At 60.7% G+C, this 24,599-nt stretch carries 26 protein-coding genes and 1 tRNA gene; 8 read left to right on the top strand and 19 right to left on the bottom strand.

The genetic code is table 11. The features are described from left to right. Nucleotides 1-31 precede the first annotated feature (31 nt). Together Q1A34_RS02340 and Q1A34_RS02335 are read right to left on the bottom strand one after the other, a co-directional pair. On the bottom strand, nucleotides 32-943 hold the full coding sequence (locus Q1A34_RS02340; protein ID WP_300030194.1) for a hypothetical protein: 912 nt from the start codon (nucleotides 941-943) through the stop codon (nucleotides 32-34). 38 nt (nucleotides 944-981) lie between these two features. After that, a complete protein-coding gene (locus tag Q1A34_RS02335) occupies nucleotides 982-2,526 on the bottom strand; it encodes a helicase HerA-like domain-containing protein (protein WP_300030191.1) in 1,545 nt (514 codons plus the stop codon). 413 nt (nucleotides 2,527-2,939) lie between these two features. On the opposite strand from Q1A34_RS02335, the gene Q1A34_RS02330 reads away from it, so the two are divergent. Continuing rightward, the gene (locus tag Q1A34_RS02330) at nucleotides 2,940-3,551 is read left to right on the top strand and encodes an invasion associated locus B family protein (RefSeq protein WP_300030189.1); all 612 of its coding nucleotides are present in this window, start codon (nucleotides 2,940-2,942) and stop codon (nucleotides 3,549-3,551) included. 61 nt (nucleotides 3,552-3,612) lie between these two features. Here the strand turns inward: Q1A34_RS02330 and Q1A34_RS02325 are convergent, their stop codons facing one another. Genes Q1A34_RS02325 through Q1A34_RS02310 form a run of 4 tightly spaced genes read right to left on the bottom strand, consistent with a single transcriptional unit; the run spans nucleotide 3,613 to nucleotide 7,796 of the window. Beyond that, the gene (locus Q1A34_RS02325; RefSeq protein ID WP_300030186.1) at nucleotides 3,613-4,824 is read right to left on the bottom strand and encodes a beta-ketoacyl synthase; all 1,212 of its coding nucleotides are present in this window, start codon (nucleotides 4,822-4,824) and stop codon (nucleotides 3,613-3,615) included. After that, nucleotides 4,821-5,087, bottom strand: coding sequence for an acyl carrier protein (locus Q1A34_RS02320; RefSeq protein WP_300030184.1), 267 nt, complete (start codon nucleotides 5,085-5,087; stop codon nucleotides 4,821-4,823). The genes Q1A34_RS02325 and Q1A34_RS02320 overlap by 4 nt, the downstream gene beginning before the upstream one ends. A 33-nt stretch (nucleotides 5,088-5,120) precedes the next feature. Next, complete coding sequence (gene lpxD, locus Q1A34_RS02315; RefSeq protein ID WP_300030182.1) at nucleotides 5,121-6,215, bottom strand: UDP-3-O-(3-hydroxymyristoyl)glucosamine N-acyltransferase; 1,095 nt, start codon at nucleotides 6,213-6,215, stop codon at nucleotides 5,121-5,123. A gap of 33 nt (nucleotides 6,216-6,248) precedes the next feature. Further along, nucleotides 6,249-7,796 carry a L,D-transpeptidase family protein gene (locus Q1A34_RS02310; protein ID WP_300032316.1) on the bottom strand — a complete coding sequence of 516 codons (1,548 nt, stop codon included), beginning with the start codon at nucleotides 7,794-7,796 and terminating at the stop codon, nucleotides 6,249-6,251. Between the two features lie 374 nt (nucleotides 7,797-8,170). Between Q1A34_RS02310 and Q1A34_RS02305 the strand changes: the two genes are divergently transcribed. Then, nucleotides 8,171-8,740: a DUF882 domain-containing protein gene (locus Q1A34_RS02305; protein ID WP_300030179.1), complete on the top strand. Its 570-nt coding sequence runs from the start codon at nucleotides 8,171-8,173 to the stop codon at nucleotides 8,738-8,740. 784 nt (nucleotides 8,741-9,524) lie between these two features. On the opposite strand, the gene Q1A34_RS02300 is transcribed toward Q1A34_RS02305, so the two are convergent. From Q1A34_RS02300 to Q1A34_RS02250, 11 genes are all read right to left on the bottom strand, one after another. Beyond that, a tRNA-Arg gene (locus tag Q1A34_RS02300) sits at nucleotides 9,525-9,601 on the bottom strand. A gap of 59 nt (nucleotides 9,602-9,660) precedes the next feature. After that, complete coding sequence (locus Q1A34_RS02295; RefSeq protein WP_300030176.1) at nucleotides 9,661-10,881, bottom strand: cysteine desulfurase; 1,221 nt, start codon at nucleotides 10,879-10,881, stop codon at nucleotides 9,661-9,663. Next, the gene (locus Q1A34_RS02290; protein WP_300030174.1) at nucleotides 10,874-11,467 is read right to left on the bottom strand and encodes a YIP1 family protein; all 594 of its coding nucleotides are present in this window, start codon (nucleotides 11,465-11,467) and stop codon (nucleotides 10,874-10,876) included. Before Q1A34_RS02290 ends, Q1A34_RS02295 begins: the two co-directional genes overlap by 8 nt. Beyond that, complete coding sequence (locus tag Q1A34_RS02285; RefSeq protein ID WP_300030171.1) at nucleotides 11,464-11,949, bottom strand: YIP1 family protein; 486 nt, start codon at nucleotides 11,947-11,949, stop codon at nucleotides 11,464-11,466. Before Q1A34_RS02285 ends, Q1A34_RS02290 begins: the two co-directional genes overlap by 4 nt. After that, the gene (locus Q1A34_RS02280) at nucleotides 11,949-13,232 is read right to left on the bottom strand and encodes a SufD family Fe-S cluster assembly protein (RefSeq protein WP_300030168.1); all 1,284 of its coding nucleotides are present in this window, start codon (nucleotides 13,230-13,232) and stop codon (nucleotides 11,949-11,951) included. The genes Q1A34_RS02285 and Q1A34_RS02280 overlap by 1 nt, the downstream gene beginning before the upstream one ends. Continuing rightward, a complete protein-coding gene (gene sufC / locus Q1A34_RS02275; protein WP_300030163.1) occupies nucleotides 13,232-13,987 on the bottom strand; it encodes a Fe-S cluster assembly ATPase SufC in 756 nt (251 codons plus the stop codon). Before sufC ends, Q1A34_RS02280 begins: the two co-directional genes overlap by 1 nt. Before the next feature lie 68 nt (nucleotides 13,988-14,055). Next, nucleotides 14,056-14,370 (bottom strand): heavy metal-binding domain-containing protein, encoded by a 315-nt coding sequence (locus tag Q1A34_RS02270; protein ID WP_300030160.1) that lies wholly within the window; start codon nucleotides 14,368-14,370, stop codon nucleotides 14,056-14,058. Then, complete coding sequence (locus tag Q1A34_RS02265; RefSeq protein WP_300030158.1) at nucleotides 14,367-14,720, bottom strand: hypothetical protein; 354 nt, start codon at nucleotides 14,718-14,720, stop codon at nucleotides 14,367-14,369. The genes Q1A34_RS02270 and Q1A34_RS02265 overlap by 4 nt, the downstream gene beginning before the upstream one ends. Next, on the bottom strand, nucleotides 14,713-16,251 hold the full coding sequence (gene sufB / locus Q1A34_RS02260; RefSeq protein ID WP_300030155.1) for a Fe-S cluster assembly protein SufB: 1,539 nt from the start codon (nucleotides 16,249-16,251) through the stop codon (nucleotides 14,713-14,715). Before sufB ends, Q1A34_RS02265 begins: the two co-directional genes overlap by 8 nt. A 14-nt stretch (nucleotides 16,252-16,265) precedes the next feature. Next, entirely contained in the window at nucleotides 16,266-17,441 is a 1,176-nt protein-coding gene (locus tag Q1A34_RS02255) for an aminotransferase class V-fold PLP-dependent enzyme (RefSeq protein ID WP_300030152.1), read from the bottom strand. An 88-nt stretch (nucleotides 17,442-17,529) separates the two neighbouring features. Next, nucleotides 17,530-17,988, bottom strand: a complete 459-nt coding sequence (locus Q1A34_RS02250) for an Rrf2 family transcriptional regulator (RefSeq protein WP_300030149.1) — start codon at nucleotides 17,986-17,988, stop codon at nucleotides 17,530-17,532. Between the two features lie 184 nt (nucleotides 17,989-18,172). Between Q1A34_RS02250 and Q1A34_RS02245 the strand changes: the two genes are divergently transcribed. The 4 genes from Q1A34_RS02245 (at nucleotide 18,173) to Q1A34_RS02230 (ending at nucleotide 21,093) form a co-directional block, all read left to right on the top strand. Then, nucleotides 18,173-18,826 carry an alpha/beta hydrolase gene (locus tag Q1A34_RS02245; RefSeq protein ID WP_300032314.1) on the top strand — a complete coding sequence of 218 codons (654 nt, stop codon included), beginning with the start codon at nucleotides 18,173-18,175 and terminating at the stop codon, nucleotides 18,824-18,826. A gap of 5 nt (nucleotides 18,827-18,831) precedes the next feature. Continuing rightward, nucleotides 18,832-19,074: a hypothetical protein gene (locus Q1A34_RS02240; RefSeq protein WP_300030145.1), complete on the top strand. Its 243-nt coding sequence runs from the start codon at nucleotides 18,832-18,834 to the stop codon at nucleotides 19,072-19,074. Further along, nucleotides 19,067-19,651 carry an HD family hydrolase gene (locus Q1A34_RS02235; protein ID WP_300030143.1) on the top strand — a complete coding sequence of 195 codons (585 nt, stop codon included), beginning with the start codon at nucleotides 19,067-19,069 and terminating at the stop codon, nucleotides 19,649-19,651. The genes Q1A34_RS02240 and Q1A34_RS02235 overlap by 8 nt, the downstream gene beginning before the upstream one ends. 227 nt (nucleotides 19,652-19,878) lie before the next feature. Then, complete coding sequence (locus Q1A34_RS02230) at nucleotides 19,879-21,093, top strand: NADP-dependent isocitrate dehydrogenase (protein WP_300030141.1); 1,215 nt, start codon at nucleotides 19,879-19,881, stop codon at nucleotides 21,091-21,093. Between the two features lie 47 nt (nucleotides 21,094-21,140). Here Q1A34_RS02230 and Q1A34_RS02225 read toward each other — a convergent pair whose 3' ends face one another. Both Q1A34_RS02225 and Q1A34_RS02220 read right to left on the bottom strand, forming a co-directional pair. Next, complete coding sequence (locus Q1A34_RS02225; RefSeq protein WP_300030138.1) at nucleotides 21,141-21,674, bottom strand: hypothetical protein; 534 nt, start codon at nucleotides 21,672-21,674, stop codon at nucleotides 21,141-21,143. A 114-nt stretch (nucleotides 21,675-21,788) separates the two neighbouring features. Then, entirely contained in the window at nucleotides 21,789-21,995 is a 207-nt protein-coding gene (locus tag Q1A34_RS02220; protein ID WP_300030135.1) for a DUF6356 family protein, read from the bottom strand. 111 nt (nucleotides 21,996-22,106) lie between these two features. Here Q1A34_RS02220 and Q1A34_RS02215 point away from each other — a divergent pair, with 111 nt between their 5' ends. After that, on the top strand, nucleotides 22,107-22,565 hold the full coding sequence (locus Q1A34_RS02215) for an Lrp/AsnC family transcriptional regulator (protein ID WP_300030132.1): 459 nt from the start codon (nucleotides 22,107-22,109) through the stop codon (nucleotides 22,563-22,565). A 118-nt stretch (nucleotides 22,566-22,683) separates the two neighbouring features. After that, on the top strand, nucleotides 22,684-24,501 hold the full coding sequence (gene typA / locus Q1A34_RS02210; protein WP_300030130.1) for a translational GTPase TypA: 1,818 nt from the start codon (nucleotides 22,684-22,686) through the stop codon (nucleotides 24,499-24,501). Nucleotides 24,502-24,599 lie beyond the last annotated feature (98 nt).

Raw genomic sequence — 24,599 nt, 5'->3', positions numbered from 1 at the left:
CAACAAATCTCTTTCGAAATGAGAAAGCCTCTTACCCGTCAGCCATAGCAAAGCACCGAACAACAGACGCCTCCAAAAAACTACGGTTCATTGACGTCGGTTGATCGGCCAGCCGAAGCAAATCCTCTGTCACTTCACTTACCGTCTCGCAAGCGCCAAGAAAATTCCCCCACGCGGCAATATCCGTCCACTGTTCCAGATAAAGGCTTTGATCATCACGCGAGGGATTGTCCGGAAGACCCGGCCGCTCGAAATCTACGCCCTCCACCCCCAAAAGATGCAGAGCGAAGATCGGGCCAATCAAATGTATAGAATCTTTCCTGGCATCATTTGTCGTCTTTGAAGAGATGTAGGAACTGAAATCGAGGAGTGTTTGTTCCGCTGTCTCCGGGTTCAAAATCAGCTTTCCGAGTGCGCGAAGCTTTTCTCGATGAATTCCCTCGTGCTCCTGCGTGGCGTTGGCTATTTCGAAGAGGAGAGGTGCGTTGCTTGTAGCGACCGGCAGATAAGCGTGAGATCTCCATCGGAATGCACCCGATTCGAGCAAATCCATAACTTCTTTAGTACAGCCATTCAGCCAGAGGATTTCGATCACCCTTGACTTGTCGAATGAGTTTAGTTTTGAAACGTCAATCGCCTGAACAATTTCAGCTGCTGTTCCTTTGGAAAGCTCTTTTCTCAAAGCTCCGCGGTCACCCTTGTGGTGCAGCAATGCGGCGGACATAAGGTGTCTGCGAAGGTCGTTTCGCCGTTGTTCAACAGACTGACCACTCAGCACCAGCATTCCAAAATGTGCCCGGCCAATCCGATCGGCTTGATCGAGTTCATCAATGAAATCCTGAGTTATCGGCTGCTCTTCCCATGTTGGTGAATCAAAGCACGCGGCCCAGGCGAAGGTCACGCCAAAATGGAATACACAAAAGCAAAATATCAAAAAGCGCATCGGGTTACCTTATCCAAGCTCAGTCTTTGAACCGTTCGCTACCGCCCCTTGAACAACCCGCCCAGAATACCCCGGACGATGCGGCGGCCGGTGGTGCCTTTGAGCTCTTTGAGCACCGCTGTGGCCACTGCCGAGCCGAGGGTGTCCGGGGCGCGGCGGCTGCTGCGGGAGGTGGAGCGGGTAACGCGGGTGCCCGAATAGCGGCGGCCCGCGTTGAAATCGCGCAGGGCGGCCGAGGCCTCTTCGGCGGCTTCCTCGGCGGCGGCGGCTTCGGCGGCAGCCTTGTCGGAACGCGCTTTGAGGATCTCGAACGCAGACTGCCGGTCCACCGCTTTGTCATAGCGCGCGGCCATGTCCGAGGCGGCCATCAGCGCGGCGCGTTCGGCTTTGGTGATCGGCCCCAGCTGTGAGGACGGCGGACGGATCAGCGTGCGCTCGACAATGCCCGGCACGCCCTTTTTCTGCAGCATCGAGGTGACGGCCTCGCCCACGCCGACCTCTCGGATCGCCTCTTCGGTGTCAAAAATGGGGTTTTCGCGGTAGGTCTGTGCAGCGAGGCGCAGCTCTTTGCGGTCTTTGGCGGTGAAGGCGCGCAGGGCGTGCTGGATGCGGTTGCCCAGCTGGCCCAGAATATCCTCTGGCACATCCGCGGGGTTCTGGGTGATGAAATAGACGCCGACCCCTTTGGAACGGATCAGGCGGGCGACCTGCTCGACCTTGTCCACCAGTGCTTTGGGCGCGTCATCAAAGAGCAGATGCGCCTCGTCAAAAAAGAACACCAGCTTTGGTTTGTCCGGATCACCCACTTCGGGCAGTTCCTCAAACAGCTCGGACAAGAGCCACAGCAGGAAGGTGGCATAGAGACCGGGCGCGCCCATCAGCTTGTCAGAGGCGAGGATGTTGATCTGCCCGCGCCCGTCCGCACCGGTGCGCATGATGTCGCTGAGCGCCAGCGCAGGCTCGCCAAAGAGCCCTGCCCCGCCCTGGTTTTCCAGCACCAGCAGCCGGCGCTGAATGGCCCCGATGGAGGCGGAGGATACGTTGCCATAGCGCAGCGACAGCGCTTTGGCATTCTCGCCGATCCAGACCAGCAGCGCCTGCAGGTCCTTGAGATCCAGCAGCGGCAGCCCCTCTTCGTCGGCCAGGCGGAAGGCGATGTTCAGAATGCCTTCCTGTGCCTCGCTCAGATCGAGCAGCCGCGCGAAAAGCAGCGGGCCCATTTCGGATACCGTGGTGCGCACCGGGTGGCCCTGGTCGCCGAAAATATCCCAGAAGGTCACCGGAAAGGCGTCATAGGAAAAATCGCTGAAGCCGATCGTTCCGGCCCGGCTGGTAAAGGCGCCGTGCAGCTTGTGTGTCTCGGAGCCGGACTTGGCCAGACCGGAGAGATCGCCCTTCACATCCGATAAAAACACCGGCACGCCCGCCGCAGAGAACCCTTCGGCGAGGATCTGCAGTGTCACGGTTTTACCTGTGCCCGTGGCCCCCGCAATCAGCCCGTGCCGGTTGGCATAGCCAAGGCTGAGATGCTGCTGCGTGCCATAGTCTGCCCCGCCGCCGCCGATAAAGATTCCATCTGTCATGTCCGGTCCCCGCCATTTTATTCCGGTATGACCATACGTTCTTAACCCATTTGTGCCAGACCTGTTTTGTCCGGAGAACGGCCATGTCCTTTCGCCGCCGGACATCCTCCCTGTCAGACTGGCCGTGCCGGCTTCCCGGTACGGCCCTTTTTTTGTCCGATGCGCTGTATTTTACGCCGAAAAAAGCCCGTATTTCCGGTTGACGGCCCGCGCCGTGTTTCGTACCGTCACGTCAATAAGTCGGCCAGTCCGACGGGGAGAAAAAATTCAGGGAAAAGGGATACTTCTGGTATCCCTTTTTTCTTGTCTCACGACCCGGTAATAAAGCGGTGAAAAACCCCGGAGCACAGGGTTGCGGACTGACATCATCCGCCGTCTGTGCCAGGGTCGACAGAGAAACAGAGGGAGCAGACATGCCTGATTTTTCAAAGATACTGACGGGATTTGGCGCAGTGGCTCTGCCGCTGGTGCTGAGTGCGGGACTGGCTGCGGCGCAGTCCACCGACGAGGAGGCGGCAGAGGCGCCTGTGACAGATGACGGGCTGAGCCTTGGGACGGCGGCCGAGCCGCAGGTGGGCCAGGCCTATGCGGCGGAATTCAATGGCGACTGGGAGCTGCGCTGTGTCAAAACCGAAAGCGGCGAGGACCCCTGCCAGATGGTGCAGCTGCTGACGGATCCGGAGGGCGCGCCCATTGCCGAGTTTTCCCTGTACCGGCTGGCAGAAGAGAACCCGGCAGCCGCAGGTGCGACAGTGATCGTGCCGCTGGAGACCGCGCTGCAGGCGCAGCTGACCATCCAGGTGGATAGCCAGCAGGCCAAGCGCTATCCATATGCGTTCTGCAACCAGGTGGGATGCTATGCGCGGATCGGCCTGACAGAAGAAGACGTCGCGTCATACAAACGCGGCAACCAGGCGGTGCTGAGCATTGTGCCAATGGCCGCCCAGGATCAGCGGGTCACCGTGACCCTGTCGCTGAGTGGCTTTACCGCGAGCTTTGACAAAACCTCTGTGTCAAACCGGTAAACACCGGCCAGAGCAACGGGACCAGAGGCCGCGCGGCCCCGAGGGGGGATGCGCGGTTTTTTTACGGGCTGCGCCGCAGGGCGAGGACGGCATTCATACCGCCAAAAGCAAAGGCGTTCGACAGGGCGACCTGCACTTCGGCGTCGCGCGCCTCGTTCGGGACCACATCCAGTGCGCATTCCGGGTCGGGCTCTTCATAGCCGATCGTCGGCGCGATCACCCCGTCGCGCAGCGCCATGATACAGGCCAGCAGCTCCACCGCGCCGGTGCCCCCGATCAGGTGGCCGTGCATGGATTTGGTCGAGGAGATCATCAGCTTGTCGGCGTGCGGCCCGAAGACATCCGCCACGGCGGCGCATTCGGTTTTGTCATTCGCGGCGGTCCCGGTGCCATGGGCGTTGATATAGCCCACCGCGTCGCGGCTGATCCCTGCGTCAGCCAGCGCGCCCGACATGGCCCGCGCGGCCCCGTTTTTGGACGGCATGACAATATCGCCCGCATCCGAGGACATGGCAAAGCCTGCGACCTCGCAGAGAATACCGGCCCCGCGGGCGCGCGCATGCTCCAGCTCTTCGAAGACAAAGATGCCCGCCCCCTCGCCCTGGACCATGCCGTTGCGGTTGGCCGAAAAGGGCCGGCAGGCATCGCGGCTCATCACGCGCAGCCCTTCCCAGGCTTTGACACCGCCGAAACAGAGCATGCTCTCTGACCCGCCTGTGACCATTACCGGTGCCATGCCCGAACGTACCATGGCAAAGGCCTGAGCCATCGCGTGATTAGACGAAGCACAGGCGGTCGAGACGGTAAAGGACGGCCCCTTGAGGTTGTGCTCCATACTCACGTGGCTGGCGGCGGCATTGTTCATGAGCTTGGGCACGACAAAGGGGTGCACCCGGTTTTTGCCATCCTCATAGACCGAGCGGTAATTGTCGTCCCAGGTGCTGACCCCGCCGCCCGCCGTGCCAAGCACCACGCCGGATTTCGCCGCCAGTTCACCGCTGAAAACCAGGCCCGACTGGTCGATGGCCTCTTTGGCGGCGGCGAGGGTAAACTGTGTGAAGCGGTCATAAAGGGACATCTGCTGGCGGTTATAGCGGCCCTCGGCCTCGAACCCGCGCACCTGACCGCCGATCCGGATCGACAGCCGCTCCACGTCGCGCAGATCCAGATCGCCGATGCCGCAGCGCCCTTCGCGCATCGCGGCCAGCGTGGCGGGCACGTCATGCCCCAGCGCGTTGATGGTGCCCGCCCCGGTAATGACGACGCGTTTCATGACGCCCCGGCCTGCTCCGCAATCAGCCGTTCGATGCCTTTGGTGATCGAGGCGACGGTCGAGATATCAAAATCGTTTTCGCCGGGCGTGTTGGCATTAAAGGGCACCTCAACATCAAAAGTTTCCTCGATGACAAAGATGCTCTCGACCAGCCCCATGCTGTCGATCCCGAGGCTTTCGAGCGTACTGTCCGGCGTCACATCTGACGGGTCCAGCACGGCCTGCTCTGCAATGATCTGAATGACTTTGTCCTGAACGCTCATCGGTCTGTCCTCCGTGGCTCTCACGGCATCGATTTAGTCATTCGTATCGCTTTTGAAAACCGCTTTCTGGAGTGTTGCGAAATCGCGCATCAGGCGCGGCAGGCGGCGCAGCGCCTTGTAGGTTTCGATATGGGTTTCCATTTTGACTGCAGGATAGCCCAGGATGGTCCGGCCTGCAGGCACGTTTGAGAGGATTTTCGTGCCCCCGCCGGCAATCACCCGGTCGCCGATAAAGATATTGTCCGACACGCCCACCTGGCCGCCGAGCACCACGTTGTTGCCGATGTCAACAGATCCGGCGATGCCCACCTGCCCGCAGATCAGGCAGTCGTTTCCGATCACCACGTTGTGGCCCAGATGTACGAGGTTATCGAGCTTGCTGCCGTTGCCGATCCGGGTGTCGCGGATCGTGCCGCAGTCTATGGTCACATTGCAGCCGATTTCCACGTCATCGCCGATGGTGACGCCGCCCAGCGAATGAATGCGCGCCCAGGACTGGGCGGAGCTGTCCTGCTGATCGCCCAGGGTGCTGCGGGCGGTTTCAACCGCGGAAACCTCGGGCGTGGTAAAGGAAAACCCGTCGCCGCCGATCCGTGCCCCCGGCTGGCAGATCAGCCGGTCCCCGGCCGTCACTTTGGCGCCGATGCTCACCTGCTCGCGCAGCAGGCTGCCGGCACCGATGACACTGTCGCGCCCGATATAGCATTGCGGGCCAATCATACTGCCTGCGCCGATACGGGCACCGGCGGCGATGACAGTAAAGGGGCCCACGCTGACGTCCGGACCCAGCTCTGCCGATGGATCAATGATCGCACCGGGGTGAATGCCCTGGCCAAACCCCTGTCCGGGGTCCATCAGCGCGGTCAGCCCGGACATGGCAAAACGCGGACGTGCGGGGATGATGGCGGCCTGCAGGCCCATGGCCTCCCAGTCGGCCCCCTGCCAGAGCATCGCGGCGCGGGCGGACCCTTCGGAGAGGCGCGCGGCATAGGCTTTGCCCGTCGCCATGGCCAGATCGTCCGGTCCCGCAGACTGTGGCTCGGCCACCGCTGTGATGGTGATGTCAGCATTGCCGAACACCCCGGCACCGATGGCTGCCGCAATTTCTCCGACGGTATGGCCTGTCATGGGCTGTGGTCCCCCTGCTCTGAGAGGTCTGATTTAGCCCTGAACCGCCCGCATTGCCACCCCTGCCCCGGCCAGCGCCTTCCAGATGCGACCGTCCCGGCCATAAATGTCACGGCGGAACCGGACCTTGCCTTTTTCATCGGCAAAGGCGGTGCGGTAGATGATATGCACCGGCACCGGCTTTTTCAGCGGCACGGTGGTTTCCTTGCCGGTGGCGAGCTGGGCCTGGAAAAAGCCCTTGGGATCGCTGGTTTGCCGGGCCAGCAGCGCATAGGCAAAGTCAAACGGGTCCGCCAGCCGGATACAGCCATGGCTGTAGGCGCGCACCTCGCGGCCAAAGAGGTTTTTGGCCGGTGTGTCATGCAGGTAGATATTGTGTTTGTTCGGGAACATGAACTTTACCAGCCCCAGGGCATTGCCACGGCTGGGCGGCTGACGCATGGCAAAGGGGAAGTTTGCAGGCGTGAACTGAGTGAAATCAACAGCCGAACGGTCAATGCGGCGGCCAGAGCGGTCAGTGATCTCGATATGGTTGACCGCATTGGGGTTGGCCTGCAGTTCCGGCAGATATTCCTTGGTGACAATCGAGCGCGGCACATACCAGCTGGGATTGATCACCATGAATTCCATCACATCGGAAAATTCGGGCGACTGACGGTCAGAATCCCGCGCCCCGATCACTGACCGGGTCGAGAAGGTGACCTTGCCGTTGTCAAAGATCTTGGCGGAAAAGTCTGTCAGGTTCACTTCGATATGGCGTTTGCCACGGTCCATGTTCAGCCAGCGTTCGCGTTCCATCGCGACCATGACCGACTGCAGGCGCTGTTCGACAGATCTGTTGATCTCTTTCATCGTGCCGGGGCCGACGACCCCGTCTTCTGCCAGGCCGTGGGCGCGCTGGAAATACACGATCGCGGCCTGCATGGCCTCGTCATAAACCTGGCCCGAACTGCGTTTCATATAGCCCATTTGCACAAGCCGGTTGCGCAGCGCCACGACCGATTGACCGGAGGCACCGGGTTTGAGCGTTTTGGAGCGCACCGTCGCCCCCCAGCCGCCACCGGCCAGAACCCGTTCGAGCCGCAGTTTTTCCTTCATCAGGGCGGTATATTCAGGTGTGTCGGGCGGCAGCGCGCGGAAAAAGCCGCTGGCCGAGGATTTCGCGAGATTGGTCAGATAAGAGCCCCGGTCGCGGTACGGTACCTGGCGGACAATCGCCTTGTCGACACGGCCCGGCACCAGAACACCGGTCTGGATATCGCGCGCATATTGCAGGAACGTCCGGCTCATCTCCACTTCCAGAGCGCCAAGCTCGGCACTGGTACGCGCACTGCGCATCCGCGCCTCGAGCCCCGCAAGGTCATAGCGACCCGATGGCAACCCGTGATCCCCTGCACGCGCCAGCGCGTCCAGCAGGGCGGCGCGCCGTTTGCGGTCACGGCCCTTGCCGGTCCACAGGCTTTCAAAGCCGTTGGCCTGGTAAAAGGCCGAAATGTCACTGTCGCGCGCCGCCGCAGAAGCCACGGCCTGTTTAAAGGCGGTCGTGTCAGCCTGTGCGGCACCGGGGGCCGAAAACAGCATGAAAACAGTAGTGACCAGCGAAGCCAGTGTCAGCAGAATGCGAAAATGCGGCATGGTGCGCGCAGTCATAATTACCCTCACTCGAAAAAATCAGACCATATCCTTGTGCCAGGCATCTGCCGGGACTGTCCAATAACATTTCCCACAGCTGTCAAGGAAAGGTGAAAATGATGCAGTCCTGCACCGGTTCCCGGTAAATCCGGGCATAGGCAATTATGCGCGGTTTTTTGCCTAAAATTGTCTCAAAACAGGCCCGTGGGCTTTCACGACTTGGTTAATATTTGTGTTTATGACATACAAACGTTGCATCCGGGAATGGGATGACACGCCCTTGTAACATCTTGGGCCAGGCAGGAACGAGGCACTATTTGGCTATGACGAATGACAGCTCAGCGGGCTTTTCACGCCGCGCGCTCCTTCAGGCATTTGCCGCAACAGCACTGGTTGCAGCCCCCACATACAGCAATGCAGCAGGATTTCTGCGTGGCGGCGGGGACATCCGCCGCATCCGCATGTACTCTGGCAGAACCGGCGAACGGCTCGATACAATCTATTGGGTAGAGGGCAAGTACGTGCCCGAAGCCGTCAAGGAAATCAATTACTTCATGCGCGACTGGCGCACCGACGGGTCCATCTCGATGGATCTGCGCACGATTGATATCATGTCTGCGGCGCACAACATGCTGGACGCCAGTGAGCCCTATATGTTGCTGTCGGGCTATCGCAGCCCGCAGACAAACGCGATGCTGCGTTCGCGCAGCCGCCGCGTCGCCAAGAACTCTCTGCACATGAAAGGCCAGGCCGCCGATCTGCGTCTGACATCGCGGTCGGTCAGTCAGATAGCAAAAGCCGCAGCAGCCTGCCGCGGTGGTGGCGTTGGTAAATACAGCGGCTCCAATTTCGTGCATATGGATTGCGGTGTCGTCCGCACATGGGGCCGGTAAAACCCGGTAATCCTGATTTATGACGATGCAGAACGGTCCCTTTCGGGGCCGTTTTTTGTGGCTGGTACGACAGGGCTACCGATGCGCGGTATGGTTGGCGCAAACGTGAACGGTCCTGCAAAGAATGGCGGGATGGCAGGCTATGCGGGCTTTGAGGCCATGGCTTCTTGTAGTTGTCGCACATGTTTCTGGGACACCCGGTCTGATTTGCCCCAGGGCCAGAGAACGACCGGGCCGGGCCACCGGTTATCCTGCTTTTGCACCGCAGCGGTCTGGGGCAAATGCCAGCATTTCGAAACGGTGTGCACCTTGCACAGGAAATGCCTGGTGCCGGGCCGGTGCGCAGGATATTTTATGCCTTGGTTTCATGCACTTTGCGAAGAGTGTGAGGCCATGCTTATGCGTCGTAACTCTGCCCGCGCACGCCCAAACCTCGTCACAGGGCCGGACGCTGCCCCAAAGCTACGCCGGTGAACGCACGGTTTCCGCCATATGCAAAACCAGATCCCGGGAAAAGTGGCGCACTGTGCATCCCTGGGGCCAGATCAGGCGCAATACAGCGCCGTGCGTATCGCAATACTCGCTGCCATGCGGGAGAGACGCCCGTACACAACCCGCTGGGAACGCCCGTTTCATGCGCTTTTCAGGGTATTTTCCGGACATGACCGGGGATTTCAGTCGCGGGGCGAACGGGATATCGTTCGAACGCTGGACGCTCTCATTGCATCTGCCGCACAGTTCTCTGATCTGAAGGGCGCCGGCGTTTCTGTTCCGGAAAAGCCTGTGGCGGACCCTAGAGGATTCGAACCTCTGGCCTCTGCCTTCGGAGGGCAGCGCTCTATCCAGCTGAGCTAAGGGTCCACTGGGCAGCGGTATAGACCTGCGCGCCGCCCCCTGCAATTGCAAAAAGCGTGTGTCTGTCAGGCAAAAAGATCATGCGCCAGTTCCAGCGCATCGACCAGCACGTCGACCTCGGCCTTTGTGTTGTAGAGCCCGAAGGAGGCGCGGCAGGTAGCAGGCACATTCATATGCTCCATCAGCGGCCCGACACAGTGCTGACCGGCCCGTACCGCCACGCCCTTTTTGTCGAGGATGGTCGAGATGTCATGCGCATGCGCCGCCCCGTCGAGGGTAAAGCTGAAAATCGCACCCTTGTCCGGGGTCGTTCCCTGGACCTGCAGCCAGTTCAGCCCGCCCAGCCGGTCTACGGTGTAGTCGCGCAGACTGTCTTCATGGGCGGCGATGTTCTCCATCCCCAGACCCATCATATATTCCAGCGCAACACCAAGGCCGATGGTCTGCACGATGCCGGGCGTGCCTGCCTCGAACTTCATCGGCGGATCGTTGTAGGTCACCGTGTCGCGGCTGACCTCGCGGATCATATCGCCCCCGCCGATAAAGGGACGCATTTCCTTCATCCGGTCCATTTTGGCATAGATCGCTCCCGATCCGGACGGGCCGTAAAGCTTGTGACCGGTGATGGCGTAGAAATCACAGCCGATGTCCTGCACATCCACAGGCTGGTGCACCGCTGCCTGGCTGCCATCCACCAGCACGGCCACGCCGCGTTCATGGGCTGCCTGCGTAATGGTTTTCACATCAACCCGCGTGCCCAGCACATTGGACAGATGCGTCACCGCAACCAGTTTTGTTTTCGGCCCGATGGCATCGATCACCGCCTGCGGATCGAGCGCGCCGGTGCTGTCCACATCGACCCATTTCAGCACAACGCCCATGCGTTCGCGCAGAAAATGCCAGGGCACGATATTGGCATGATGCTCCATGATGCTGAGCACGATCTCGTCGCCCGCCTCCATGCGCGGCATGGCCCAGGAATAGGCCACCATATTGATGCCCTCGGTGGTGCCGGAATTCAGAATGATCTCGTCCTCGGACCCTGCATTCAGAAACCGTGCGATGGTGCCGCGCACGGCCTCGTATTTGTCGGTGGCCAGGTTCGACAGAAAATGCAGGCCCCGGTGCACATTGGCGTATTCGTTTGCATAGGCGTTGGTCACCGCATCAATGACCACCTGCGGTTTCTGGGCCGAGGCCCCGTTGTCGAGATAAACCAGCGGCTTGCCGTTGACCTCGCGCGACAGGATCGGAAAATCACCGCGGATTTTTTCGACGTCAAACATTTGCGGGTACTCCCATGGCGGTCACGCCGATCAGCGACAAAAAGAGCGAAAGCCCCAGAACCAGGGCCGCAGATCCGGCGATCAGCACGCCGATGGCATGCCAGATCGAATTCAGCCGCAGCCCGATGTTCAGGAAATTCAGGAAAATCCACAGCGTGGCAATGCCGATGAAAAGCAAAACCAGCGTGGCAATGGCGGGCGACAGGATCAGCAGCACAATGATCAGCGCCTGCGCGCCCGTGCGCAGTACCTGCAACCAGATCAGCAATTGCAGCAGGTCGCCCATGTCCTGCGCGCCGCCCAGCATCCGTCCGGTCCAGTAAAGCGCATGGACCATCACGATAAACCCACCCGCAACCAGGGTGAAATAGCCAAAGGGGCTGGTGACGATCGAGGCCAGCGGCTCGGGCACCGGCATCAGCAGATGAGAGACATAGGCCAGCATCGTATTGGCCACCGATACCAGCGCCACGGCGGTCCAGAGGACCTGGCGGGGAAAGCGGGTGGCCAGAACGATCTCTGACGCGCCTTCGGGGTCGCGCAGCGTCTGCACCACCAGTGCGGGCCATGGTGCCGACTGTGTCATTGCGGGCCCTTTTCACTGGCGATCATGCCGCCGATCCAGAACCAGACAAAGACCGATATCCAGATCAGACCTACCAGCTGCAGCTCCAGCCCCGGTCCGATAAAACCCGCCACCAGACCGTTCAGCAGCACTACGGGGGACGAGGCCAGCAGCGCCCAGAACAGTGCGATGCGCGCGCTGAACCAGGTGCCCTGACCGCGCATCAGGCGGGCCGCGATATGGCTGAGAGCCGCCAGGCAGTACAGCATCAGCGGCGCGATGAATATCCACGCCATCAGCGAGGCGCCCATGAGCATGTTCAGCTCCTGACCCGTCAGATGCGCCTCGCGCGCCAGACGCGGCAGCTGCGCCAGAAACATCAGCGCACAGCCCGCCATCAGATAGGCCAGCGCGCGGTCCTCGCGGTGCCCCATGGCAATCAGGCGCCTGACCACCCTGCCCGGCCCGCGATAAGTCGCGGGAATGTCCCGGGTCACCGGCATCAGCTGCGGTGCCGTTCCAGCCAGCCGCTCAGACGCGCGTTGATCTCGTCGCGCAGGGCCTCATTCTCGATCTCTTCCACCGCTTCGGCCAGAAAGGCGAGCGTCAGCAGGTCTGTTGCCGGGCCTTCCGGCACCCCGCGCGAGCGCAGGTAAAACAGCGCCTCCTCGTCAATCGCACCAGAGGTGGAGCCGTGCGAACAGGCCACATCGTCGGCATAGATTTCCAGCTCGGGTTTGGCCAGGAACTGGCTGTCCTCATCCAGCAGCAGCGACTGGCTGATCTGGTAACCGTCGGTTTTCTGCGCGCCGGGCTGCACCAGGATTTTGCCCTGGAAAACGCCGGTGGCACCATTGCGCAGCACCTTTTTGAACACCTGGCGGCTTTCGCAGTTGACCGCATCATGGGTGATAAAGACCGTGTCATCGTGATGGAAATCACCATCCCCGACACAGGCTCCGGCCACATGGGCAATCGCGTCATCGCCTGTCAGCTCAAGAATACATTCGTTGCGCGTCAGCACCCCGTTGGCCGTCAGGGTAAAGGACTTGAAAATGCTCTCTGCCCCCAGCCGCGCAAAGATATGCGTGGCCGCGCGGCGTTCATGGTCGCGCCCCTGCGCACGCACGTGATGGAACGCGCCGGTATCGGCGATATCGACCTCCATCACCTTGTTGAACCGTGCCGCGGCGGGCCCGTTTTCCAGCACTGTGATCTCGGCACCGGCATCCACACGGATCACGTGGTGCAGCATGGCATCCGATGTCTCGGACTGGTGCCGGTAGGTCAGGTTCACCGGTTTTTCGGCCTTGCCGGTGACGTGGATCAGCACGCCATCGGGGGCAAAGGCGGTGTTGAGTGCGGCCAGCGGGCGTTCTACCGGTTTCTGGCCGTTCGTCTCCAGCACACCGTAGAGGTCACGCGCCCAGTGAATGTCTGCGGAGGCTTCGGCAAGACGCTCAATGCTGACACCGGCCAGCGCCAGATCGTCAGAGGCCTCTGCATCAAAAACCCCATCGACAAAGACGATGTTCAGCCGGTCGATGCTGTCAAACAGCGGTGCCTCGTCAGAGCGGTCAAACAGGGCTGCGGGCACCGGATCGGCCTGCACCAGCGTATCGGGGCGGGTGTATTTCCAGTACTCGTCGCGACGCTCTGGCAGACCCATCGCGGTCACACGGGCCAGGGCGTCGCGGCGCGCGGCCTCAGACCAGCCGCCCTGCGGCATCTCCAGCCCGGCCAGCCGCGCCTCTGTCGCGCTTTGTTTCAGTGCTGCCTCAGCCATTACGCCACCTCAGAGAGGATGCCGGCATAGCCGTTGTTTTCGACTTCCAGCGCCAGTTCCGGCCCGCCGGTTTTCACGATGCGCCCGTCGGCCATGATATGCACAACATCCGGTTTGATGTGGTCCAGCAGACGCTGATAATGCGTGATCACCAGAAAGCCGCGCCCCTCAGAGCGCAGGGCATTCACGCCCTCGGCCACCAGTTTCATCGCATCCACGTCAAGGCCCGAATCCGTCTCGTCCAGGATGCACATCTTTGGTTCCAGCATGGCCATCTGCAGGATTTCGTTGCGCTTTTTCTCACCACCTGAAAAGCCGACGTTGACCGGGCGTTTGAGCATATCCGCGTCGATCTTCAGCTCTTTGGCACGGGCGCGCACGACCTTCAGGAACTCTGCGGCTGACATTTCCTCTTCGCCGCGCGCCTTGCGCTGTGCGTTTACGGCTGTGCGCAGGAATGTCATGTTGCCCACACCGGGGATTTCGACCGGATACTGAAACGCGAGAAACAGGCCCGCCGCCGCGCGCTCTTCGGGCTCCATCTCCAGCACGTCGGCACCTTCCAGCGCGGCCGATCCACCGGTCACCTCGTACCCATCCTTGCCCGAAAGCACATAGGACAGCGTGGATTTGCCCGAGCCGTTCGGGCCCATGATCGCATGGACCTTGCCGGCCTCGATCTCCAGATCGACGCCTTTGAGGATCTGCTTGTCCTCTTCTTCCAGTTTCACGGCGAGGTTTTTGATGCTCAGCATGTCGTGTTCCTTTGTGTGCCTGCGGTCAGGCGTTTCATTTCAGTGCCTTGCGGCGTGTTCTTAAAGTTCTATTCGATTGTAACAGCGGTGCCCGAGACAGAGACCATCAGCATGCTGTCGCCGATCACCTCATAGTCCAGATCGATGCCGACAACAGCGTTTGCGCCTGTGGCCCGCGCACGGTCCTCAATTTCCGCCATGGCTTCGTCCCGCGCGTCCTTCAGTTTGCTCTCATAGGCGCCCGAACGCCCACCGATCACATCCGTGACGCTTGCGAAAAAGTCGCGCACGATGTTGGCCCCCATGATCGCCTCGCCCACGACAATGCCGTGATAGGCAGTGATGGGGCGGCCTTCGACGGTGTTTGTGGTGGTGAGGATCATTCCATTGCTCCCATCCAGACCCCGATCAACATGAATGAGTAAAACCAACCTACGCAGAATAGTCCGAACGATGAAAAAATCCGGCTAAAGAAAGCCCGTAACCCCCCCATTTTTGAAACGCCTAAGATCCTTTCCCGCTCAAAACTCGAAAACAGAACTAAGAAAAGAGAAACCGTTAACCATGCATGGATCGGAAAATAGGTCAAAAACGGCAAGCTAATCCAACCTTCGCCCAATCCAAGAAGCAACGGCGCTGAGAACCCCGTGCCGACGATCACACCAGCAAAGCCAGCCCTTGCGCGACCCATGTCATGGAAGGTTCGCTCCCATGCGAGAAGACTATCAACCAACAGACCCCTCCAGCGAAATCGCCACCAGCTGCTGCGCTTCCATGGCAAACTCCATGGGCAGCGCCTGCAGCACGTCCTTGCAAAACCCGTTCACCACCAGCGCCACGGCCTCTTCCTCATCCATCCCACGCGAGCGGCAGTAGAACAGCTGGTCATCGTCCACCTTCGACGTGGTTGCCTCATGCTCCACACGGCTCGAGTTATTGCGCACCTCAATGTAAGGCACCGTATGCGCCCCGCATTTGTCGCCGATAAGCAGGCTGTCGCACTGGGTATAATTCCGCCCCTCTTTGGCTTTGGGGTGCATCGAGACCAGCCCGCGATAGGTGTTCTGCGCTTTGCCCGCGCTGATCCCCTTGGAGACGATCCGCGATTTCGTGCGCTTGCCCAGGTGCACCATCTTGGTGCCCGTATCCGCCTGCTGCATGTTGTTGGCAATTGCGATGGAGTAGAACTCGCCCTGACTGTCGTCGCCCCGCAGAATGCACGACGGGTATTTCCACGTGACCGCCGAGCCGGTCTCAACCTGCGTCCACATCACCTTGGCCCGGTCGCCCCGGCAATCGGCGCGTTTGGTCACAAAGTTATAGATGCCGCCCTTGCCGTTCTCGTCACCCGGATACCAGTTCTGCACGGTGGAGTATTTCACCTCTGCATCTTCCTCGACGATGATCTCGACCACGGCCGCGTGCAGCTGTGCAATGTCGCGCTGGGGGGCCGTGCAGCCTTCCAGGTAGGACACATACGAGCCCTTGTCGGCGATGATCAGCGTGCGTTCAAACTGGCCCGTATTTTCCGCATTGATCCGGAAATAGGTCGACAGCTCCATGGGGCAGCGCACGCCGGGTGGTACATAAACAAACGAGCCATCCGAGAAGACGGCGGAATTCAGCGTCGCATAATAGTTGTCTGACACCGGCACGACGGTCCCGAGGTATTTCTTCACCAGCTCCGGATGTTCCTGGATCGCCTCAGAGATCGAGCAGAAAATCACGCCCGCCTTTTTCAGCTCGTCCTGAAAGGTTGTACCGACAGAGACGGAATCAAACACCGCATCCACGGCCACTTTGCGCGGCTCATCGCCCAGTTCCTCTGCACCTTCAACACCGGCGAGGATCATCTGCTCTTTCAGCGGAATGCCCAGTTTCTTGTAGGTTTCCAGCAGCTTGGGGTCGACCTCATCCAGCGATTTTGGTTTGACTTCCATCGATTTCGGACGCGCGTAATAATACTGGTCCTGAAAATCGATCTCCGGGTAATCGACCATCGCCCATTTGGGCTCTTTCTTCTGCAGCCAGCGCTCATAGGCGGCCAGACGCCATTCCAGCATCCATTCCGGCTCTTCGTTCTTCTCCGAGATCAGACGCACAATATCCGTGCTCAGACCCTTGGGCGCGTATTCCATCTCGATGTCGGTGGACCAGCCGTATTTATACTTGCCGCCAACCTCGCGCACCGCATCGACCGTTTCCTGATCGACACCCTCTTTGACCTGCATCTCGCCTGCGTCGGGATTATCCAGTGCTGCCATCTCGTCCTCCGGTCTCACGCCGCTCGGGCGCGGAATTTCTGTTCTCTCTTCAGCCATGCTTCGGCGAACCGCAGCACATCTTCCTGTGTCGTTTCCAGCCCCAGCGACACGCGGATCGCACAGGCGGCTGTCTCGTCGTCATAGCCCATCGCCTGCAACACGGTGCTCGCGCGCACTTTGCCGCTGGAACAGGCCGAGCCTGCGCTGACCGCAAATCCCGCAAGATCCATCTGAATCACCTGGGCCTCACCCTTCCAGCCCGGCGTCGCAAAACAAGACGTGTTGGGCAGGCGCGTAGCCTCTTTCCCGACAAAAATAGTTGTCTTTGCGGCGGCTGCAAGAGCGTTTTCTAGAATCTTTCTAAGTTCTGCGATTTTCTCCCAGCGGCCCGCCGCCAGATCGCGCTGTGCGGCCTCAGCAGCCGCCCCGAATCCAGCGATCCCGACGATATTTTCCGTGCCCGAGCGCTGCCCCATTTCCTGCCCGCCGCCCCGGATCATCGCGCGCGGATCGTCCGGCGTGAAATTGATCAGCGCACCAACGCCTTTGGGCCCCCCCAGCTTGTGGGCCGACAGGATCATATACGACGGACGCCCCTGCGGCCCGAAGCGCACCGGCACTTTTCCGGCCACCTGGGTGATGTCACAGACCACCGCACATGCATGGGTATCCGCGCGGGCACCCTGCCCGAAACGGTCCGGCACCACACAGCCCTCTGGCATCATCACCCCGGTCTCGCTGTTGGCCGCTGAAATGGCAACAAGCGCTCCTGCCGCCCGCCCGGCCTCTCCGGCAGATTGTGTCAGCCGGTCAGAAACTTCCTCAACGGCGGCATCCGACAGAGCCCCCTGTGCATCCACAAGCGCCGGCAGATCCACCTCACTCCAGACGCGCAGACAGTCATGTTCCGTCGGCAGAGCCGCAAAAACTCCGCCATGCCGCGCCTTCTGCGCCACCGCAAGGGCCGCGGCCTCCGTCGCACTGCCGGTGAAAATCACCTGATTGGGCGCACAGCCCACCAGGGCCGCAACCTGCGCGCGCGCCCGCTCCAGCAAACCCTTCGCGGCCCGGCCCTCTGCATGCACCGATGACGGATTGCCCGGCACATCCATCGCCGCGACCATCGCCGCGCGTGCTTCAGGACGCAGCGGCGTTGTCGCATTGTGATCCAGATAGACGCGCCCCTTCACCCTTCACCCTTCCCGAAATACTCAAAAACACACCGCCCGCAGCCCCCGGAACGCCCGCAGTGGCGCGGCCTGCAGACCACCATCCGCGTCATTCGTCCACGACCGCAAACAGGTTCGGGACCGCCGGACAGGGTGCGAGCTCATTTTCAATCACATCCGACAGACGCGTCTGGTGCAGAAACACATAGACATGCGCGCTCAGCCCTTCCCACAGCCGGTTGGTCAGTGACTGCGCGCGGCTGCCCGAAGCCCCGCCCGAGGCCCCCGCCCCCTTGTGCATCGCATTTACCGTCTCATCCACGGCCGACAGAATATCCACCACGCGGATTTCTGCGGCAGCCCGGGCCAGCCGGTACCCGCCGCCGGGTCCGCGCACCGAAGACACCAGCTCCGCACGGCGCAGCTTCACAAAGAGCTGCTCCAGATAGGGCAGCGATATGGACTGCCGTTCCGCGATATCACCCAGGGGCACCAGCTGGTCGCCCGGTTGCAGCGCAATGTCGGCCAGCGCGACCATTGCATAGCGTCCTTTTGTTGAGAGCTTCACCAGCGCCCCTCCCGCAAACCTGGTTTCGCTGCGCCATCTGATTGACGCGCTGCGATAAAGTGCCTAAGTCCGATACGCGCCCCCTTTGCACAAAGCCGGGCGCACAGATTAGAACCGTTCTAAGGTGCCTGAGCGAATGCGTCAAGAATTCGCGCCGCACCTGAACCATATTACAGGGACGCCCATGCCCGAGGTCATTTTTCCCGGACCCGAAGGCCGCCTCGAAGGCCGCTATCACCCTCAGAAAGAACGCGACGCGCCGATTGCGATCATCCTGCACCCGCACCCCCAGTTCGGCGGCACGATGAACCACGTAATCGTGCACCGCATGCATTACGCGTTCTTCAACATGGGCTTTACCGTCCTGCGGTTCAATTTCCGCGGTGTCGGGCGCAGCCAGGGGGAATACGACCAGGGCATCGGCGAGCTCTCGGACGCGGCCTCCGCGCTCGATTACCTGCAGTCGATGAACAACAACTCCAAACACTGCTGGGTTGCCGGGTTCTCCTTTGGTGCCTGGATCGGGATGCAGCTGCTGATGCGCCGCCCCGAGATCACCGGGTTCATCTCGGTGGCCCCGCCCGCCAATATGTACGACTTCTCCTTCCTCGCCCCCTGCCCGGCGTCGGGTCTGATCATCAACGGCACCGCCGACCGCGTCGCCCCCCCTTCGGACACCGAAGCACTGGTGTCCAAGCTGCACGAACAAAAGGGCATCACCATCACCCACGAACAGATCGAGGGTGCCGGTCACTTCTTTGAGGAACCGCATCAGGATACGCTGATCGACACCACGACCGCCTATGTCAAACGGCGCCTGACCGAAACCTCACGGTAACCGCCATGGGGATTGTCGAGGATGTCGCTGACGAACTGGCCGTCGAAAGCCTGAAGATCATCAACGCCACCGGTGACGACGCTTTCGTCGCCCGCGTGGCCGAGACCATCGGCGGCTCGTCGCAGACCATGGAAGAGGCCTATCTGACAGCGGTGCGTGTGCGCCGGGCCGAACAGCGCGCACGCGAACTGCTGGGCAAGCTCCGGGAAGACATGGCGCGCACCCTGCCCCCTGCGGACAATGGCTGAGCGCCTGGACGCCCAGATCGCCTTTCTGTCCGAGGCGGACAAACTGAAAAACATCCTGCGCGCCTCGCGCCTGCACGACAATTCCCGGTTCGAGAATTCCGCAGAACATTCCTGGCACGTGATGCTCTATGCGCTGGTGCTGGCCGACCAGGCCGGGCCGGACGTGCGCATCGACCGGGTGCTGCGCATGCTGTTGCTGCATGACATCGTCGAGATTGACGCGGGCGATAACCCCATTCATGGCCAGGTTGACACGGCGGCCCAGGACGCTGCTGAAAAGGCTGCCGCCGACCGGCTCTTTGGTCTGCTGCCCGCCGATCAGGGTACCGCTTTCCGCGCGCTCTGGGATGAGTTCGAGGCCGCTGAAACCCCCGATGCTGTCTTTGCCAAATCGATCGACCGGGTGCAGACCCCGATTGCCAATATGGCCAACGGCGGTGGCTCGTGGACCGATTATGCCGTCACCTTTGACCAGCTTGACCGCCGCGTCGGTGTGCCCGTCAGACGCGGGGCGCCCGGTCTCTGGGCCTGGCTGATGCCCCGTCTTGCCGGTTTTTTTGGCGCGCGGAACGGTTAACTTTTGCTGACCGGGCCGCACGCCGCGCACCGACGTAATACCGACGCGATACCGACAAGAAGACCGAAAGCAAATATCCCACGCTGACCGGAGTTTTTGGGAAATCTTCCCAACGGCAAAAACAGATAAAATTTGTTACGGTATACATTGGTATACCGGTTTCAACCGGGGGTGATCTGCGCTACACCTGCAGCAGACCTGCTCACCGTACGTAAAGGAATCGCGTCATGACAAAGATCAAGGTGGAAAACCCCGTCGTCGAACTCGACGGAGACGAGATGACCCGGATCATCTGGGACTTTATCAAGAAAAAGCTCATTCTGCCTTATCTCGATATCGATCTGAAATACTATGATCTGGGCATCGAGGCGCGCGACGAGACCAATGACCAGATCACCGTCGACGCGGCCCATGCCATCAAAGAGCACGGCGTCGGCGTGAAATGCGCCACCATCACCCCGGACGAGGCTCGGGTGGAGGAGTTTGGCCTCAAAGAGATGTGGCGGTCACCCAATGGCACGATCCGCAACATCCTGGGCGGTGTCATTTTCCGCCAGCCGATCATCTGCAAAAACGTGCCGCGCCTGGTGCCGGGCTGGACCAAACCGATTGTGGTCGGGCGGCATGCCTACGGCGATCAGTACCGCGCGACGGATTTCAAATTCCCCGGCAAGGGCAAGCTGACCCTGAAATTTGTGGGCGACGACGGCACAGAGATTGAACGCGAGGTCTTTGATGCGCCCGACAGCGGTGTTGTCATGGCGATGTACAACCTCGACAAATCGATCATCGATTTCGCCCGTGCCTCGTTTAACTATGGTCTGACGCTGGGCTGGCCGGTCTATCTGTCGACCAAGAATACCATTCTGAAACAATATGATGGCCGATTCCTGGAGCTGTTCCAGCAGATCTACGAAGAAGAGTTCGCCGATCAGTTCAAAGAGGCAGGCATCTGGTACGAGCACCGTCTGATCGATGACATGGTCGCCTCTGCGATGAAGTGGTCGGGCGGATACGTCTGGGCCTGCAAGAACTATGACGGGGACGTGCAGTCAGACACTGTGGCCCAGGGGTTCGGCTCGCTGGGTCTGATGGCCTCTGTGCTGATGACGCCGGATGGCAAGGTGGTCGAATCCGAGGCCGCGCACGGCACCGTCACGCGCCATTACCGCCAGCACCAGAAGGGCGAAGCGACCTCCACCAACTCCATCGCGTCGATCTATGCCTGGACCGGCGGGCTCAAGCACCGCGCCAAGCTGGACGGTAACGCCGCCCTGCTCAACTTTGCGGAAACTCTGGAAAAAGTGATCGTGGACACGGTGGAAAGCGGCCATATGACCAAGGATCTTGCCCTGCTGGTCGGACCGGATCAGCGCTGGCTGACGACGATGGGTTTCTTGGAAAAGGTGGACGAGAACCTGAACAAGGCGCTGACCCGCTGAGCCATCAGCGACCACAGTTCAAGGGGCCGTTCCGCAGGGAGCGGCCCTTATTTCATGGGGCTTCGGCGGGTGTTCGTGCCGCGGCGGCGCGCTGCGGACGCCCGTCTGACACGGCCCGCTTGCCCCCTGTTGCTCAGACGCCAGGACCCCATCAGCAAAAGCCCGGCCGCCAGCATCTGCGCTGACGCTGGCACCGGCACCTCATGGATCGCGGTGTCATCAGGCACACTGCGCAGCGTCGACGCCAGGGCGCGCATGCGCTCCAGATCAAACCCTGCAGGCTGCCATCCGCCGGTGGCGAGAGGCGGAGCCGCGTCCCGCGCGGCCAGCACCCTAGGGTCCGAACCATTCAGCAGTGGCGCGGCGCTGTCAGCTTTGCCCGGCAGTACGCGCCAGACGCTGAAAGCAGGCTGTGCCGTAACATGGGCCAGCAACAGACCCGGCGCACCCAGGTCCTGGTCCAGCCGCTCTGGCAAGACAACCTGCCCGGAGGCGCCCGCGGGTGGGGCCGGATGCTGCGGCGCGGCCCCGGCGGGCACAGCGGTCAGAAAGCAAAACGCAACAACAGCAATCAGTTTCAAGGGCAGGTCTCCGGTCTAGCGATTCATCAACGCCCGGAGCATTCCCTGTCATGGTTTACAAAGCTTTAAATTAACGCAGATTAAACGTGAACTACGCCTGTTAACCTGCTGTTATTATGTGCCTCTGTTGTGGGTCTTGTGATAAAGTTCCGCAATGATCCGGCTGGCCGTTTTTTCAAACAGGCATGGGATGATCGCATGTATCAGTGCCGCCCCCGCTGCCAGAAAGAGCTTGCCCGCAAAGCGTCCTGCGAAAAGCATGTGCTCAAAGAAGGTTTCATCCACTTTGGCCGGATGATCGAGAAAAATGCGCTGTATCATGGGTATCTCCTGACGTTTTCAGCAGTATCCGGCACAAAGGTTGAGAAATCGTCCCTTTATTTCCGCGATCCCGGTTGATTTTGTGGAGGTTGTCACACAATACTCCGCTTTATGGTGACAATTGATGATACCGACCGCCGGATCCTGAACGAATTGCAACGCGACGCCTCACTGTCGCTGGACGCGCTGGGAACTAAAGTTGCGCTGAGCCGGAACGCATGCTGGCGCCGGGTGCGCGCGCTGGAAGACGCCGGTGTGATCACCGGGCGCGTGACACTGCTGAACCCGGATCTGCTGGGGCAGTCGCTGATGGTGTTCATTCAGATCCGTACCAGCCGGCATGAGGCCGACTGGCTGGAAAAATTCCGCCGGGCGACCCGTGCCATGCCCGAGATCCTGGGCGTGTACCGGATGAGTGGCGATCTGGACTATCTGATCCGGGCACAGGTCAGCGACATGGCCGGATATGATGCGCTGTATCAGCGTCTGATCCGTCAGGTGCCGCTCGCCGACGTCTCCGCGAGCTTTGTGATGGAGCAGATCAAGGACACCCATCAGATACCGCTCTGATCATCACACGAACGCCGGGTCGCAGAGGTCGGTTTTCTCTGGCAATCCGTCCGGTGTCGCGGTATGCGCGCGTCAAACGCGCCGAAGCTGCGCCCCCTCCCGACCAAAGGCATTTCTCATGGACCTGCGAAACATCGCAATCATCGCTCACGTTGACCACGGCAAAACCACGCTGGTAGACGAGCTGCTCAAGCAATCGGGCACCTATCGCGAAAATCAGGCGACCACCGAACGCGCGATGGACAGCAACGATCTGGAACGCGAACGCGGTATCACCATTCTGGCCAAGGCGACGTCGGTCGAATGGAAAGGTATCCGCATCAATATCGTGGATACCCCCGGCCACGCGGATTTCGGCGGCGAGGTGGAGCGCATCCTGAGCATGGTCGACGGTGTGGTGCTGCTTGTGGACGCTGCCGAAGGGCCGATGCCACAGACCAAGTTCGTGACGTCCAAGGCACTGGCGCTGGGGCTGCGTCCGATTGTGGTTTTGAACAAGGTCGACAAACCGGATGCCGAGCCCGATCGCGCGCTGGATGAATGCTTTGATCTTTTTGCCAACCTGGGTGCTGATGATGACCAGCTGGATTTTCCGGCGATGTACGCGTCCGGACGCTCGGGCTGGGCAGATGTGGAGCTGGACGGACCGCGTGCGGATCTGTCCGCCCTGTTTGATCTGATTGTCGAGCACGTGCCGGCACCGGCGCAGCAGTCGCAGCGCGACGCCCCTTTCCGGATGCTGGCGACCACGCTGGGCGCGGACCCGTTTATCGGGCGTATTCTGACAGGCCGTGTGGAATCGGGGACCGTGAAAGCCGGTGAGACGGTCAAAGCGCTGAGTCGTGACGGTGAGCAGGTGGAATCCTTTCGGGTGACCAAGGTTCTGGCCTTCCGGGGTCTCAACCAGCAACCGATCGATCTGGCCGAAGCCGGTGATATTGTCAGCCTCGCAGGCATGTCGAAAGCAACAGTGGCCGACAGCATTGTAGCCCCGCAGGTCACAGAGGCCCTGCCCGCCCAGCCCATTGACCCGCCGACCATCACCGTGACCTTCGGGATCAACGACAGCCCGCTGGCAGGCCGTGACGGCAAAAAGGTGCAGTCCCGTGTGATCCGTGAACGGCTGATGAAAGAGGCGGAATCCAACGTTGCCATCAAGATCAGCGACACACCCGGTGGCGAGGCTTTTGAAGTTGCAGGCCGTGGCGAACTGCAGATGGGTGTTCTGATCGAGAACATGCGTCGCGAAGGTTTTGAGCTGAGCATTTCGCGCCCGCAGGTTCTGTTCCGGGACATCGATGGTGTGCGGCATGAACCCATCGAAGAGGCCACTATTGACGTGGATGACGAATACTCCGGTGCCGTGATCGAAAAGATCACAGGCGTGCGCCGCGGTGAGCTGGCAGAAATGAAGCCCGCCGGTGCCGGGAAAACCCGCATTGTCGCGCATGTGCCGTCGCGCGGTCTGATCGGATACCACGGTGAGTTCCTGACGGACACCCGTGGTACCGGCGTGCTGAACCGGGTGTTTCACGGCTGGGCGCCGCACAAGGGGGCGATCCCCGGGCGCCGCGCCGGTGTTCTGATCTCGATGGAGAACGGGACCTCCGTGGCCTATGCGCTGTGGAACCTGGAAGAGCGCGGCAGAATGATGATCGGGGCTCAGGCAGACGTCTATACCGGTATGATCATCGGCGAGCACAGCCGGGAAAACGATCTGGAGGTGAACCCGCTCAAAGGTAAAAAGCTGACCAACGTGCGGGCATCGGGTACGGATGAGGCTGTGCGCCTGACCACGCCGATCACGCTGAGCCTGGAGGAAGCCATCGCCTATATTGACGATGATGAGCTGGTCGAGGTGACGCCGAACGCGATCCGTCTGCGCAAGCGGTATCTGGACCCGCATGAGCGCAAGCGGATGGCACGCGCGGGCTGACGAGGCAGGATCTTTGCCTGTTTCAGGCGCTGAGCCCGGATGTCCGGGCATGGTGCTGTCTGAACCGGTGGATGGATATTTTTGGCCAGAAGAAGCGG

Origin of the sequence: uncultured Roseobacter sp. (assembly GCF_947491795.1) — a bacterium.
Lineage (GTDB): Bacteria > Pseudomonadota > Alphaproteobacteria > Rhodobacterales > Rhodobacteraceae > Roseobacter.
This window is presented reverse-complemented; position numbering and strand designations above follow the sequence as displayed.